This is a genomic window from Vreelandella sp. H-I2 (assembly GCF_052959335.1).
Window position 1 is genome coordinate 69,544 of sequence record NZ_JBRAMC010000003.1, and the last position, 13,612, is coordinate 83,155.

At 53.9% G+C, this 13,612-nt stretch carries 14 protein-coding genes; 12 read left to right on the forward strand and 2 right to left on the reverse strand.

Annotated features, from left to right (window positions below; all coding sequences use genetic code 11):
• Positions 1–231: 231 nt before the first annotated feature.
• The 10 genes from ACUVOF_RS08125 to ACUVOF_RS08170 all read left to right on the forward strand — a co-directional run bounded on the left by ACUVOF_RS08125 (position 232) and on the right by ACUVOF_RS08170 (position 9,043).
• Complete coding sequence (locus ACUVOF_RS08125) at positions 232–963, forward strand: hypothetical protein (RefSeq protein WP_447043870.1); 732 nt, start codon at positions 232–234, stop codon at positions 961–963.
• A gap of 507 nt (positions 964–1,470) precedes the next feature.
• Positions 1,471–2,595: a putative sulfate/molybdate transporter gene (locus ACUVOF_RS08130; protein ID WP_447043871.1), complete on the forward strand. Its 1,125-nt coding sequence runs from the start codon at positions 1,471–1,473 to the stop codon at positions 2,593–2,595.
• A 210-nt stretch (positions 2,596–2,805) separates the two neighbouring features.
• Complete coding sequence (gene nirK, locus ACUVOF_RS08135) at positions 2,806–4,209, forward strand: copper-containing nitrite reductase (RefSeq protein ID WP_447043872.1); 1,404 nt, start codon at positions 2,806–2,808, stop codon at positions 4,207–4,209.
• Positions 4,210–4,420: 211 nt separating this feature from the next.
• Complete coding sequence (locus ACUVOF_RS08140) at positions 4,421–4,828, forward strand: DUF2784 domain-containing protein (protein WP_447043873.1); 408 nt, start codon at positions 4,421–4,423, stop codon at positions 4,826–4,828.
• A gap of 80 nt (positions 4,829–4,908) precedes the next feature.
• The gene (locus ACUVOF_RS08145) at positions 4,909–5,115 is read left to right on the forward strand and encodes a ParD-like family protein (RefSeq protein ID WP_113268040.1); all 207 of its coding nucleotides are present in this window, start codon (positions 4,909–4,911) and stop codon (positions 5,113–5,115) included.
• Positions 5,108–5,887, forward strand: a complete 780-nt coding sequence (gene map / locus ACUVOF_RS08150; RefSeq protein ID WP_447043874.1) for a type I methionyl aminopeptidase — start codon at positions 5,108–5,110, stop codon at positions 5,885–5,887. The genes ACUVOF_RS08145 and map overlap by 8 nt, the downstream gene beginning before the upstream one ends.
• 132 nt (positions 5,888–6,019) lie before the next feature.
• The gene (locus ACUVOF_RS08155) at positions 6,020–7,339 is read left to right on the forward strand and encodes a S8 family serine peptidase (protein ID WP_447043875.1); all 1,320 of its coding nucleotides are present in this window, start codon (positions 6,020–6,022) and stop codon (positions 7,337–7,339) included.
• Positions 7,340–7,361: 22 nt separating this feature from the next.
• The gene (locus ACUVOF_RS08160; protein ID WP_447043876.1) at positions 7,362–7,601 is read left to right on the forward strand and encodes a hypothetical protein; all 240 of its coding nucleotides are present in this window, start codon (positions 7,362–7,364) and stop codon (positions 7,599–7,601) included.
• Positions 7,602–7,670: 69 nt separating this feature from the next.
• On the forward strand, positions 7,671–8,264 hold the full coding sequence (locus ACUVOF_RS08165) for an O-methyltransferase (protein ID WP_447043877.1): 594 nt from the start codon (positions 7,671–7,673) through the stop codon (positions 8,262–8,264).
• A gap of 143 nt (positions 8,265–8,407) precedes the next feature.
• A complete protein-coding gene (locus ACUVOF_RS08170) occupies positions 8,408–9,043 on the forward strand; it encodes a LysE family translocator (protein ID WP_447043878.1) in 636 nt (211 codons plus the stop codon).
• Between the two features lie 86 nt (positions 9,044–9,129).
• Here ACUVOF_RS08170 and ACUVOF_RS08175 read toward each other — a convergent pair whose 3' ends face one another.
• Positions 9,130–9,831 (reverse strand): FMN-dependent NADH-azoreductase, encoded by a 702-nt coding sequence (locus ACUVOF_RS08175; protein WP_447043879.1) that lies wholly within the window; start codon positions 9,829–9,831, stop codon positions 9,130–9,132.
• Positions 9,832–9,950: 119 nt separating this feature from the next.
• Between ACUVOF_RS08175 and ACUVOF_RS08180 the strand changes: the two genes are divergently transcribed.
• Both ACUVOF_RS08180 and ACUVOF_RS08185 read left to right on the forward strand, forming a co-directional pair.
• On the forward strand, positions 9,951–10,856 hold the full coding sequence (locus ACUVOF_RS08180) for a LysR substrate-binding domain-containing protein (protein WP_447043880.1): 906 nt from the start codon (positions 9,951–9,953) through the stop codon (positions 10,854–10,856).
• A gap of 174 nt (positions 10,857–11,030) precedes the next feature.
• Positions 11,031–11,546, forward strand: coding sequence for an MgtC/SapB family protein (locus tag ACUVOF_RS08185; protein ID WP_447043881.1), 516 nt, complete (start codon positions 11,031–11,033; stop codon positions 11,544–11,546).
• A 102-nt stretch (positions 11,547–11,648) separates the two neighbouring features.
• Here ACUVOF_RS08185 and ACUVOF_RS08190 read toward each other — a convergent pair whose 3' ends face one another.
• Positions 11,649–13,574 (reverse strand): DNA topoisomerase III, encoded by a 1,926-nt coding sequence (locus ACUVOF_RS08190; RefSeq protein WP_447043882.1) that lies wholly within the window; start codon positions 13,572–13,574, stop codon positions 11,649–11,651.
• Positions 13,575–13,612: the final 38 nt, after the last annotated feature.

A 13,612-nucleotide genomic window follows, 5' to 3' on the forward strand; every position in this document is an offset into this window, starting at 1 on the left:
CCCTGAACACACAATCTCTCGACGAAGTTATCTCCTTCTAATATCCCGAGAACGATGACGCTAAACCGCATGGCCGGTTAATTCAAATGCTATATGGCATGTGTTAAATAAGCGCTCCTAGCCGAACCAAGAACTTTCCTCCATATTAACAAGGGGTCAGATGAGGACCCGTTGATGACCATATGTTAGCTACTATATTAGCGATAGCGCTTAAGCGAGAGGATTGCACCAATGACAGGGACAAATAAACCATCAACGACATTTTTGGGCGATAACCGGGTAAAGGTACTCTTGGTCATCGCGCTTATTGCAGTGGTCTGGGCTGTGGTGGCGCACATTATTGCCGACTCACGAGAAGATACTATGGAAGCGCTTGAGGCGCGATTAGCTGAAACTGAACGTGAGCATCAACAGATTCAGGCGCAGATGTCTGAAGTTGAGGCAGCAGAGCTTGACTTAGCAACCCTGCAACAGCGAATGAGCGACCTTGAGGTTGAGCAAAGCGAAGCTGAAGCTGAGCTTGCTTCAACGCGAGCCGACATTGCCAATGCCGAGCAAGAGTTGACCGCTTTACGGGGGGAGCGTGAAACCCGCGAAGAAGAAATAGAGGCGCTCAACGAGCAGATAGAGGAAAGACAGAACCTCCTTGAGGAACTGAATGAGACATACGCCGAGGTAGAAGAAGAGAAAGAAGAGGCTGAAGCCGCTCGCGATGCCGCTCAACAGTCGCGCCAAGAGGCAGAAGAGGCCCGGAACCAGGCCGAATCAGAGCTTGAAGCGCTAAACGCTGACCTTGGCGAGGCCAATAACCAGCTTGATGAAGTCAATAACCAACGTGATGAGGCCAGTAGCCAACTTGACGCGGTCGTTGAAGAGGTAAGGGCGTTAGAAGAAACGCGTGAAGCGCTCACTATTGAAATCACCGCGCTCAGAGTGATGCGCAACGAAGCACAAACGCCTTAACGAATGTCACCTCGCAACGCATTGATCTAGATGTATCTCCCTGCTACTGACGGGGAGATCATCTAGGGTATCTATCTCTGCAGTTCACCTTTTTTATCTGCGCTTTAAAGTGGTTGTTCGAAAATGACCCGTCTAATGAATACACCTAATGAAATGCCTGTTTGATAGCCTGAGGCTAGCCTCTGCGAGTCATAGCACAACGCAGAGTGGTTCTTTTTGGCCTGAGGCGCCGCCTCGTTCCCCCTTCTTTAGAAACGTTTAAGTGACTTTTTTCGTCAACAAACTCTGTATTTATCTGCTGATTGTTAGCATTATGTGCATATAAGTGTGGAACTTATCTAAAAGCGTAAAAAATGCAGTTATATACATAATTAAAACAATGTGAGTCTCGTGTCTAAGAGACAAATCTAACTAAGCGGTTTCAACACATGTAATTTGCATCTAATAAATCAGCTTCATGTTTTTTATTACCTCGTTAAACATTCAGGTATCACCGGCGGAGTCCTTATGCCTTCATCTCCACATCGCCTATTGAAGGATGCCAGCGGATCGCTGGGCGATTTAGGGACGCTGTTGCCCCTCAGCCTAGGGGCGATTGGGGTGGCAGGTTTGGCCCCTATACCGGTGCTGCTTGGGTTTGCCGTGTTCTATCTCGCCACGGGGTTTTATTATCGTCTTCCAATACCAGTGCAGCCGATGAAAGCGGTGACCGCTGTTTTGCTGACGACGCAGGTGAGCGCCGGGAGTCTCGTGGCGAGCGGCGTAATGATCGGCGCGATATTGTTGCTATTGGGCTTAACGGGGTGGGTTAATTGGCTGTCTCGCCTTGTACCAAGGTCGGTATTAAGTGGTCTTCAATTGGGCTTGGGGTTGATGCTTGCCAGCATGAGTCTTGAGTTGATCTTCACTTCCTTGATGGTGGGGCTCCTCACATTGGTTGTACTGGCTATCATCCTGCGGACGGTACCGCATTTTCCGGCAGCACTAGTGGGGCTGTGCATATCAGTCATCGTTGGGGGGATGGTTGGGTCGCCTGGTCTAGCGCTAAATATTGAGCATTCGTTTTCCTTTTCGTGGCCCGAGCTTCCGGATGTGAGCGCTTGGCAGCAGGGCTTTACAACGCTGGTGTTGCCTCAGTTAGCCCTGACATTAACCAACGCCATATTGCTTACCGCGTTAATGGCCGGCGATTATTTCGGTGAACAATCGCGCCGCGTTACGCCTGCTCGGCTTTCACTGAGCTCCGGTCTTGCTAATCTCGTACTGGTGCCGCTGGGCGCTTTACCAATGTGCCACGGGGCGGGTGGTTTAGCGGCTCACTATCGGTTTGGGGCACGCACGGGATTAGCGCCCATTTTGCTTGGAAGTGGGTTGGTGCTGATAGCGGTATTGCCGGGCGGGATTTCATTGATAGCTGCCATTCCAGCGGCTGGCCTTGGCGCTTTGCTGCTAGTGGCCGCAGCTGAGCTAGCCTTTACGAAACGCCTTAAGACTGCCAAACCGTCATGTTGGCCTGTCATCGGCATAACCGCGCTAGTAACTTTCTGGGTGGATGCTTTTTGGGGCTTGCTAGCCGGGATGGTGGCTGAAGCGATTCGAGCGGCGTGGGTGCGTAAGCAACGAACGGCCTAGGGTGGAGCTGTGCCCGCATTCTTATCGTAGCAAATGTCCGCAACATAATGCGTACGGGCTGGGCTATCGGAATTTGGCGGTAGCGATACAGTTTTGTTAATTCTTCTGTTGAGCAACTTCTTGACTGGGGTCAATTAAAATATTCATTCTAAATGCTACTTTTTCCTTGTAAGCAAGGGAAAACGTTAATCCTCACGAGGGGATACAAAGATGAAGGCTAAAGGTAGCATTTTTCTCAAGACCGCTGCGGCTCTGATCTCCAGCGCAGCACTCTCCACCCCTGTCATGGCAGCACACGGCGAAGTACTCAGCCCTGCCGAGATCACGCCGGACGTGACTTATACACTGCGTACAGCTGTACAGGAGGGCAAACTGGTGTTCATTGGCGACAAGGGCAGGATCAAGGATGTCGTCAACCCCGACCTGCACGCGCCGGTCGGTGCCGTGGTACAGATCAACCTGATCAATGGCGACGGCGCTCTGCATGATATCGCGCTGCCCGAGTTCGCGGTCGACTCCGACGATATCGGCGGCCAGGGTTCGGCCACCGCCGTGGCCTTCCGGGTCGATGAAGAAGGTAACTTCGAGTACCTGTGTAGCCTTCCCGGGCACAAGGCGGCCGGCATGGTGGGTAATTTCATCGTCGGCGACCCCGAGCCGGAAGAGCAGGCTGAAGCCGCCCAGGATCTGGCTAAAGACCCCCATGACGTGGGCGAGCCGGTCGGCGATCGTGGCCCGCAGGAAGTCACTGTCGATCTCGAGAGCACTGAAGTGGAAGGCTACCTGGCGGACGGCTCCAGCTACAAGTACTGGACCTTCAACAACACGGTGCCTGGCCCCCTCGTACGGGTCCGCGTAGGTGATACCGTCACCGTTAACCTGAGCAATGCCGAGGATAGCGCGCACATCCACTCCATCGATTTTCACGCCGTGACCGGCCCCGGCGGTGGTGCCGCGGTGACCCAGGTAGCGCCTGGCCATACCAAGAGCTTCTCCTTCAAGGCGCTGTCGCCAGGGCTCTACGTCTACCACTGCGCTACGCCGATGGTCGCCCAGCACATCTCCAACGGTATGTACGGCATGATCCTGGTCGAACCCGAAGGTGGGCTCTCGCCGGTGGAGCGCGAGTTCTACATCATGCAGGGTGAGCTTTATACCGCCGAGCGTCACGGTAGTCAGGGCCTGCAGGAGTTCTCGCTCGACAAGCTGCTCGATGAGCAAGCCGAACACTTCATGTTCAACGGTAATATGGATGCCCTGACCCAGACGTACAAGATGGAAGCCGATGTAGGCGACGACGTCCGTATCTTCTTCGGTGTGGGCGGCCCTAATGCCACCTCCAGCTTCCACGTGATCGGCGAGATCTTCGACAAGGTCTATGATCAGGCCTCGTTGACCAGCCCGCCATTGACCGATGTGCAAACCACCTTGGTACCGCCTGGCGGTGCGACCATGGTTGAGTTCGAGGTCGATTACCCCGGCAAGTACATCGTGGTGGACCATGCGCTATCGCGTCTGGAGAAGGGGCTGGCCGGCTTCCTCCATGTTAACGGCGAGGCGAACGCCGATGTTTTCCACACCGAAGAGGCCCACGACCCCAACTCTGGCCACTAATCGGTTCATATAGGCAGCACCCAACGCGTGAGTCCCGTACCGAACGGGACTCACGCTTTTCTGGTTTTATCCTAATGCCCTTTACGTTAGCAGCTTCTTCGAATAACTTTTTTAATGCCTTCGATGGGGGCGTTTTCTTCTATCACGTACGCGCCCATACTTGCTGTCGAAGCAGGGTCACTCTTACTTTATCGGCAGGAAATAATGTCCGATGTCCTCCACGCTGCTACGCCTGTTCGCCGACGCCATTCTGATCATCCACGTGCTGTTTGTGGCCTTCGTGGTGCTGGGTCTATTCGCTGTGTACTTGGGCTATTTTTTAAACTGGCGTTGGGTTCGTAACCGCGCCTTTCGGATTATTCATCTATGCGCCATTGGTTATGTGGTGGTGCAAGCTTGGTTGGGGGTCGTCTGCCCGCTAACCACTTGGGAAATGGCGTTGCGGGCTGAGGCGGGTGCGGACACCTATTCGGGCTCGTTTATACAACACTGGCTACATAGCCTGCTCTATTTCACTTTGCCAGATTGGGTGTTTGTGGTGGTTTATACCCTGTTTGGCAGCTTAGTGCTGGCCAGTTGGTTTGTGGTGAAGCCTCGTCGACGTGGCAGCTTAACGTAATAGGCTAGCCTTGCTGTCAGTATATGTTCGATATATGATCCGTATATATATTATATTCGTTTCATATATCAGGTGCCGTGATGGGTATAGTGAAAATCGATGATCAGTTACATGAAGATATCCGCAAGGCGAGCTCGGTGATGGTGCGCTCAATCAATGCCCAGGCGGAGTATTGGATAAAGATAGGCATGCTGGCTGAGGCCAATCCGAGCATGACCTTCTCTGACATTATGCGCGAGCAAATGAAGCAAGCCGACGTTGATGTCAGGAAGGTGATTGGTGGCTAAGGTAATACTGAAAAGCGCAGCGGAGTTGAGCGTAATGCGTGAAGCCGGGCGGCTACTCGCATTAGTTTTCCAGCATCTCGATAAGCAAATAGTGCCGGGCGTATCCACCATGGAGGTTAATAATTGGGCCGAGCATTACATCGTCGATCAGTTGCAGGCTCGCCCGGCCAGTAAGGGACAATATGATTATCAGTATGTGCTAAATGCGTCTGTGAACCATGTGGTGTGTCATGGCGTTCCATCCGAAAAGCAAACGCTTAAGTCAGGCGATATCGTGAATGTCGATATTACCCTGGAGAAAAACGGTTTTATTGCTGACTCTAGCAAGATGTACCTGCTAGGTGATGTTAATGCTTATGCAAAACGGCTGGTCGATAAAACCTACGAAGCCATGTGGCAAGGGATACAAGCGGTTAAGCCCGGCGCAACGCTGGGGGATGTTGGTTATGCGATCCAGCAATATGCTGAACAGCATGGCTACTCGGTGGTTCGTGAGTACTGTGGCCACGGGATTGGCCGGGAAATGCACGAAGAGCCTCAGGTGTTGCATTATGGCCAGAAAGGAAGGGGACTGGTTTTACAAGAGGGCATGGTGTTCACCATTGAGCCCATGATTAACCAGGGTAGGGCCAAAATTAAAACCAAGCGGGATGGCTGGACGGTCGTAACGAGTGATAAGAAACTGTCGGCGCAGTGGGAGCATACGGTGGCTGTTACATCTTCCGGTTTCGACGTTCTCACGCTCCGTGAAGATGAGCGTATTCCCGCTTAATTCAATTCGTCTGGCGAAGATCATTAGGTGCGTTAAGCTGAAAACACACGTTTCTGCCTGAAGACACTTGGCTTTTCTATGGTTAAGCGCTTGAGCAGGAACGCTTGAAAACCAGTCGAAAGGAGGCCAACGATGGCTAAAAAACCGACAGGTAGCGGAAGCGGCAACACATCTTCTGGTGGAAATGAAACGCTTGCCACCGTTTCGTGCGGTATCGAAAAGCTTTTGCTGGCGGCCTTGGCGCGGGGTGGCAGTTGCCTGGAAACAGGGCGTTTTCTTATCAGCTATCGTGAAGGGCGGGTAGAAGAGGGCATCAAGTCGTTAAAAGCCCAGAACTTTCGGGTCGCCGATGCACGAGACTTTACCGATCAGGCCGTCAGTCTGGAAGACGCCGGGGATGCTGAGGCGATGGTATTTCCCGAACTTGGTGTCGCTCTCGTTGGCGGCGACGCTCTACAGCAGCATGGAATGAGCGTTAAAGGCGCTATCTCCGCGGACAGCCCGATAGAGATCATTGAGCCTGAGTATTTTGCATTCGCAGAAAGCTCGGAGTACCTACGGGGCTTTTTGCGGGCTGCGAGCACGATAGCTCACGATCTAGGCGCTGACTGCGGCATTAGCGAGGAGGAAAAGGATACTGACGCTGACGTTCTAGGGGTGACGTGGGGATTAGCCCGATGCAAGGTTCCGCAAAGCAGATGGAGTGGTGCTGGTATTAAGGTGGCCGTGTTGGATACCGGGATGGACCTTGGACACCCGGATTTCACCGATCGGCAATTTGAGACGCGCTCATTCGTAGGCGAGCCGGTTCAAGACCTCAACGGGCACGGTACCCATTGTATTGGCACGGCCTGTGGCCCAAAGGCGCCTATCGGCAGCACTTCGCGCTACGGCATCGCGTTTGGCTCTCACGTATTCGCGGGGAAGGTGCTGACAAATTCAGGCAGCAGTACAGGGGCGGGCGTGCTCGCCGGGTTGAACTGGGCTATCGCCAATCGATGCGAGGTTATCTCGATGTCGCTGGGTAGTCAGAGCCCTGCGCAAGCAGCTTACACCCATGCTGGCGCTGCGGCCCTGCGTAATGGGTGCCTCATTATCGCCGCCGCAGGAAATGCATCGTTGAACACGGGGGCTCCCGCCAACTCGCCAACCATTATATCCGTTGCTTCTCTTGATGCGAACTTGAAACCCTCTCGTTTTTCGAACTTTGGTAAAGTTGATATTGCAGCGCCCGGGCGCGATGTCTTTTCGTCATGGCCTCGGCCGACTCATTACAAATCGATTAGCGGCACCAGTATGGCGGCGCCGCACGTGGCAGGCTGCGCTGCTCTTTGGGCGGAATCTGACGCCTCTTTGCGTGGAATGAAATTGTGGCAACAACTGGTGGCGTCAGCGCAAGGGCTACCATCGCCTGAATCCCGCGTTGGGGCGGGGCTGGTACAGGCACCTTAGGGCATGCTAGGAGGTAACATCAATGCCGAATATTGCGCTATGGGTCATTACGATTTCCGGCGATCAATCGATCAATGACATCGCCACGCGCCTTAGTGCCGAAGGGTTAACCATCAGAGATGTGCTTGAGGAGATTGGCTGCATCACCGGATCGGCAGATGATGACACGGCGGAGCGGCTGAAAAAGGTCAACGGTGTGGTGGATATTTCGCCTGATTGGCAGATTGATATAGGACCGCCAGGCGCCGAAGAAACCTGGTAATTGGGCCGAAAAAACAATCAAAAGGGCGATTCAGGGCTAAGCTATTCTGTTGGTTAGGAGGAGTGGAGGGTGAGCGAATCGTTACAAGCATTGCTAACCGAGCTAGAGACGTTTGGCCAGGAAAATGATGCTGCCATTTCTGACCGCCCACGACGCATGTTAAATATCACACGCGATACGGGGGAGTTTCTTTTAGTGCTTATCCAGGCGACCAATGCCCAGCGTGTGCTGGAAATTGGCACCTCCAATGGCTATTCCACTTTATGGCTTGCCCAGGCAGCACAGCAGGTTAATGGGCATGTCACGACGATTGAGCAATCTGAACTCAAGCTTGAGCTAGCCGCCAGAAATTTTGAGCGCTCGGGGTTTCCTGAATTCATCACACAGCTTCGTGGGGAGGCGGGTGGCCTGCTACAAGATATGCCAAACGGCAATTTCGATCTTCTTTTCCTCGACTCTAAACGCTCCGAGTATCTGCAGTGGTGGCCCACCCTTAAGCGTGTCCTTCGAAAGGGCGGGCTCCTTGTCGTGGATAATGCCATTTCGCACGCCAGCGAAATGGCGCCTTTCATATCGCGGGTATCGGCAGATCAAGGTTTTACAACCTGCACTGTACCGGTGGGGAAAGGTCAATTCATGGCTACACAGAGCCCCCAGTGGTAGCCTCGTGTACCATAGATTAAATGTTGCACTCAAAAGTTCAAGGCGTTCTGGCTATTGCGCCCATTGCATATCATTTTAACTCCCTGGGCTAATGGTTAATGCTTCATTTCTTTCTGGCGACTGAGAAATAAAGAGGAATAGCTGTGTTTGAATATCCCCTGTTTCACTGGATGACGTTTCTCTCTACGGCTGTGTTTCTGAACTTGTCGCCGGGGCCAGATATTGCCTACATATTGGGACAAACGTTACGCAGTGGGCGAAGACATGGTTTCGCCGCCATGTTTGGGATTTGGACGGGTGCTGCGCTGCATGTGGTAATGGCAGCTGTAGGTCTTTCCGCTATTCTAGCCACGTCGGCGATCGCTTTTTCGATTGTTAAATGGGTTGGCGCGGTCTATCTAATATGGCTCGGTATCAAAATGCTTTTGTCACGCGGAGATCAATTCATCTCTGTGGAAAAGCAGGTAAACAAGAACCTATCCTGTGTTTATTGGCAGGGGGTATTGGTATCAGCGCTCAACCCCAAGGTGGCAATATTCTTCCTGGCTTTCTTACCGCAGTTTGTCGTGGAAGGTGCTGGACCTGCCGAAGCACAGCTTTTATTGCATGGTAGCCTGATTATTGTCGTGGCCGCCGTTATAGAGCCTCCCTTGGTGATGGCAGGTGCAACGCTAGGCGCTCTCCTTAAGACAAAGCCACGCGTTGGCTTATGGATGGATAGGTCCCTTGGCGCCCTGTTTATTGCTTTAGGTGCACGGCTCGCTGCTAGTGCCAAGTAGATCTAAAGGTGCGGATATCCTGAAGTAGCGATTTCCGCACTCAATACGAGAGATTATGGTGGTAAAAGGTTTCTCTTCTCTATGTATTACGCTGGCTCACGGATGGGCGTTACATCCAGCGTCGCCTGTAATTCATCAATAAGAAGATCGACTTTTCTTATCGCTTCAGTAATTGACTTGGTCAGCACCTCGCCACCCACTTCCTGACCCTCTATTGCGATGTAGTAAATGCGAGTGATGCCGATAAATGCCAGTGCCGTGGCCAAGTGTGGTTCCAGGTGGTTCATATGGGCCATTTCTTCCCCTGGCGCCATATTCACCCCGCCTCGAGCTGTGAGTACAACGGCATGCCTTTCTCGGTCTGTAAGCATAGGAACGTATGGGTCAATCGGGTTGCTGCCATCGAACTCCACTGTTCGGCCGGGGCGCACTATTTGGTCGATCCACGCTTTGAGGGCGGCTGGCATTCCGAAGTTGTAGAGTGGCGTGCCGATCACCACAATATCAGCGGCGATCAACTCATCAATCAATTGGTCGCTTTCCGTCAGCATTTCCTTCATCCAACCTTCTCGTTGAGCTTCTGGCGTAAACGATGACGCAATCCAGTCGTGGTTGATGAAGGAAGGCGGGTGTTGGCCAATATCGCGATAGGTGAGCGTGTCTTGCGGTCGGCGTGCTCGCCACTGGCTGGCAAACTGATGGGTTAGGTGGCGGCTGTGCGAACCGTGGTTGTCGACTCCGGCAATACCGGGGCGGGCGCTAGCGTCTACATGCAGAATATGTGACATGGTGAACTCCCGTTCTGAAATAAACTCATCTATGATTACCAACAGACTTAGCGTAGGGCTGTGTTGATAGGCAGAACAACCGATCTTTTCTTGCTGTTATAGATGAGTAAAATTCACCCATGAGCACGCGACGATTACCTTCACTTTCTGCACTTCGTGCCTTTGAAGCGGCTGCCCGCCATGAAAGTGCTAAGCTGGCCGCACAAGAGCTGTCGGTTACTGCCACTGCGATTAGCCATCAAATTCGAGGTCTCGAAGAGGCGCTGGGCGTGTCGCTTTTTTTGCGTAGACCTCGTCAATTGGAGCTGACACCACAGGGCCGCGAGCTACAGCAGGTGTTGGAAACAGCCTTTAATAACATCAGCGACGTCGTCGAACGGCTAAGTGTTCTCCCTGTTCGTCAAACCGTTACGCTCTCCACAACGCCGGCTGTCGCGGTGCGCTGGTTGCTGCCATGGGTGTGTATGCTGCGAGACTCTCATCCCGATATCGATCTGCGCATTCATGCCTCTCATGAGCCGGTAGCATTGGACGGGATAGCAGCAGACGTGGCCATCCGTTATGGCGATGGCCGCTGGCCCGAATTGGCAGTAGAGAAATTATTCGATAACACGTTTATTCCCACCTGCAGCCCTCGCCTTGGATTGCACGATGCAACCCAGTTGCCTATGCATCCGCTGATCCACTTCCGCAATCAAGGGGCTGTCTCTTCGCCTCTGGATTGGGCTGTTTGGCAGCAATGGGCAAAGGTCCCTGGACTCGATGTGAGTGCCGGATTGGTGTTTTCTGACGAGACCCACGCCATTTCGGCCGCCATTGGTGAGCAGGGGGTAGCGCTGATGAGCCGCCAGTTGATTAAGGATGAGCTGGAGGAGGGGCGCTTGGTACAACCTTTTGGCCCCGAATTGGAAGGTAAGCCATTCTTTTTGGTCTATCCGGAAAGCCGCCGGCATGATCCAACAATTCTGGCCATTCGTGAGTGGGTGCTGGCGGTGCCGGGTGGCTTGGGTCCATTATCACAATGATAAATTGGAATAGTGTTTATACCGTTATCTTATGTGTCGCTATGGCCAGATAACTTCATGCCACCAGCCCCGCACAGAGCGAGCTTGTGGTGACAAAAGGTGGTCATAGGCAGGGAAGGCTGCCCAGCCTTGGCAGCGAGAGCTTTTTATCAATACATCTACAGGAACGGTGCAATGGAAGTGGTCAAAGATGTTCTCGTCGCCGAGTTTTCGGATTTTAACGATTTAAGTGAGTTCGTCGTTGTGGTGATTCGATTACTGCTGGCGGCTATTTTAGGGGGGCTGTTGGGGCTCGAACGAGAGCAGCGAGGTAAGGCGGCCGGGATACGAACCCACATGCTGGTCTGCATGGGCGCCGCTGTTTTTATCTTTATTCCCGAGCAAACAGGTATTTCTGATTCAGAGATGAGTCGGGTTATTCAAGGTGTCATTGCGGGCATCGGTTTTCTGTGTGCTGGCACTATCATTACCCGTAAAGATGAAAAAGGTGCGTCAGGGCTGACCACGGCGGCGGGGGTTTGGTTAACGGCTGCTATTGGAATAGCCGTTGGTCTAGGGCGTGAACAGACAGCTGTACTGTGTACGGTGCTGGCCTGGATGGTGCTTTATTTAGTGCCTTTCTTTTCACGCCCTATCAGTAAGAAAAAGGCTTCGCACTCAGAGGATGATGACGATATCACCGACAGTTGATTTCCACTTGCAAAATATTAAATGGCGCAATGGAGTGAAGGCTTAACTCAAGGTTATAGATGAGTCTTTTTCGACATCCTTTAAGTAGTCAAGTGAAGAGGTTCAATCTTTGCTAGCTGTCTTCCTTCTTCCCCCGCTGCTTTTCGGCTTGCTGTACCGCTTTCTTGTCTTACCCTCTTTTTTTATATGGCCACCGGCTTCGCCTTGGGCGGTCTGCAAACTCTGCCGGAGCTTAGCTGCATCGCTATGGGTGAGCAGGCCGCGTAAGTCGTCCAGCAGCGCTTGCTGAAAAGCACCGGGGTCGTCCTGCTGTTCGGAAATCGCCCGTAGGCGTTGTTCCCATAGGGCAGTTCGTTCCGGCGTGCTGACGGCGCTGGGCAGGGCGGTAATCAGGGCGCTACCGAGTTTGGTGGCGCGTAGGGCTTTCTGCTGGCGCACTAAGTAACCGCGCTGTACCAGGGTTTCGATAATGCCTGCCCGGGTGGCTTCGGTGCCCAGGCCGTCGGTGTCGCGCAGGGTGCGGCGCACTTCCGGGTCGTCTACGTAGCGGCCAATGTTCATCATGGCTTTGATCAGGCTGGCATCGGTGAAGGGTTCCGGCGGGCGGGTTTCCTTCTCTTCAACGCCTGCGCCTAATGCTTGGCAGGGCTCCCCTTGGGTGAGCGGCGGTAGCGGCGGGGCTTCTTCCTTGGTGGTGAAGAGTGGCTTCCAGCCGGGGTCGAGAATGCTTTGGCCACGGGCGCGGAAGACTTCGTTTAGCAGCGTAAACTCCGCTTTGACCTCGAAGGTTCGCAGCGGGCGGTAAAACTGCGCCATGACGTTGCGCACGATTAAGCGAAACACATGCCCTTCGGTGTCGGAAAGCTGACCAAAGTCTGCGGGCTTGCCGGTGGGGGCGATCGCATGGTGGGCACCCACCTGCTTATCGTTCCATGCCTTGGATCGTAGAGTGAAATCTGCGCCCTTCAACCATTGTTGCAGCGTTGCATCGTTTTCGCAGGCACCGGTTAAGCTGCGTTGGGCTAGTTGAAGGTGCTCTTCGGGCAGGTAGCGGCAGTCTGAACGCGGGTAGGTGATCAACTTGTGGCGCTCGTAGAGCCGCTGGCAAATATCCAGCACCATCTGCGCGGAAAGCCCGTGGCGGCGGGCCGCATCTACCTGAAGTGCGGAAAGCGAGTAGGGCAGCGGCGGCGCCTGGCGTTTTTCCTGCTGGTCGAGCTTGGTTAGGTGACCTGAAGCGCCAGACAATTGAGCCGCTAGAACGTCGGCAGGGGTGCGGTCAATCAAACGCCCTTGATCATCGAGGCGTTGGTGCTCTTTGGGCGCCCACCAGGCGCGCAGTTGGCCCTGGGCTACCTTAAGGTCCACCCATAGCGGGTAGAAGGGATGCGGCTTGAAATCTCGGATGGCGTTGTCGCGCCGTACGATCAGCCCGAGTACTGGCGTTTGCACGCGGCCCACAGAAAGCACGCCGTCGTGACCTGCCTGGCGGCCGGTGAGCGTCCAGGCGCGAGTTAAGTTAATGCCGTACAACCAGTCAGCGCGCGAGCGCGCCTGGGCCGCCTGAAAAAGCGGCTGATAGTCGGCGTTGGGGTGCAGTTTTGCCAGTGCCCGGCTGACCGCAGGCTTGTTGAGATCGCTAATCAGTAGCCGCTGCACCGGGCCGCGATACTTCATGTATTCGATCACTTCCTGCACCAGCAGTTGGCCTTCGCGGTCAGGGTCACCTGCGTGCACCACATCGGTGGCTTGTTTTATCAGCTTGCGAATCACCGCTAGCTGGCCCCGCGCCTTGGGGCGTGGCATCAGCTTCCACTGCTGCGGCACGATGGGCAGTCGGTCCAACCGCCACTGTTTATCGGCGGGGTCGTAAGCCTCCGGCGGCGCTTGCTCCAGTAAGTGGCCGAGGCACCAGGTAACCGTGGTGTCGCCACAAACCATAGCGCCATCCTGGCGTTTGCTATAGCCCGGTAATGCCTCGGCAATGGCTTGAGCGAGGCTGGGTTTTTCGGCAATTATCAGGCGCATAGCAGCGAAGCCTTTATCGTATCCTTTGATGGCGCCTA

Excerpts from the sequence above, each read along its gene's own strand:
- nirK (WP_447043872.1), top strand. The coding sequence starts at position 2,806 with ATGAAGGCTAAAGGTAGCATTTTTCTCAAGACCGCTGCGGCTCTGATC.
- ACUVOF_RS08180 (WP_447043880.1), top strand. The coding sequence starts at position 9,951 with ATGAGCACGCGACGATTACCTTCACTTTCTGCACTTCGTGCCTTTGAA.
- ACUVOF_RS08125 (WP_447043870.1), top strand. The coding sequence starts at position 232 with ATGACAGGGACAAATAAACCATCAACGACATTTTTGGGCGATAACCGG.
- ACUVOF_RS08140 (WP_447043873.1), top strand. The coding sequence starts at position 4,421 with ATGTCCTCCACGCTGCTACGCCTGTTCGCCGACGCCATTCTGATCATC.
- ACUVOF_RS08130 (WP_447043871.1), top strand. The coding sequence starts at position 1,471 with ATGCCTTCATCTCCACATCGCCTATTGAAGGATGCCAGCGGATCGCTG.
- ACUVOF_RS08185 (WP_447043881.1), top strand. The coding sequence starts at position 11,031 with ATGGAAGTGGTCAAAGATGTTCTCGTCGCCGAGTTTTCGGATTTTAAC.
- ACUVOF_RS08160 (WP_447043876.1), top strand. The coding sequence starts at position 7,362 with ATGCCGAATATTGCGCTATGGGTCATTACGATTTCCGGCGATCAATCG.
- ACUVOF_RS08175 (WP_447043879.1), bottom strand. The coding sequence starts at position 9,831 with ATGTCACATATTCTGCATGTAGACGCTAGCGCCCGCCCCGGTATTGCC.
- ACUVOF_RS08190 (WP_447043882.1), bottom strand. The coding sequence starts at position 13,574 with ATGCGCCTGATAATTGCCGAAAAACCCAGCCTCGCTCAAGCCATTGCC.
- ACUVOF_RS08155 (WP_447043875.1), top strand. The coding sequence starts at position 6,020 with ATGGCTAAAAAACCGACAGGTAGCGGAAGCGGCAACACATCTTCTGGT.
- ACUVOF_RS08145 (WP_113268040.1), top strand. The coding sequence starts at position 4,909 with ATGGGTATAGTGAAAATCGATGATCAGTTACATGAAGATATCCGCAAG.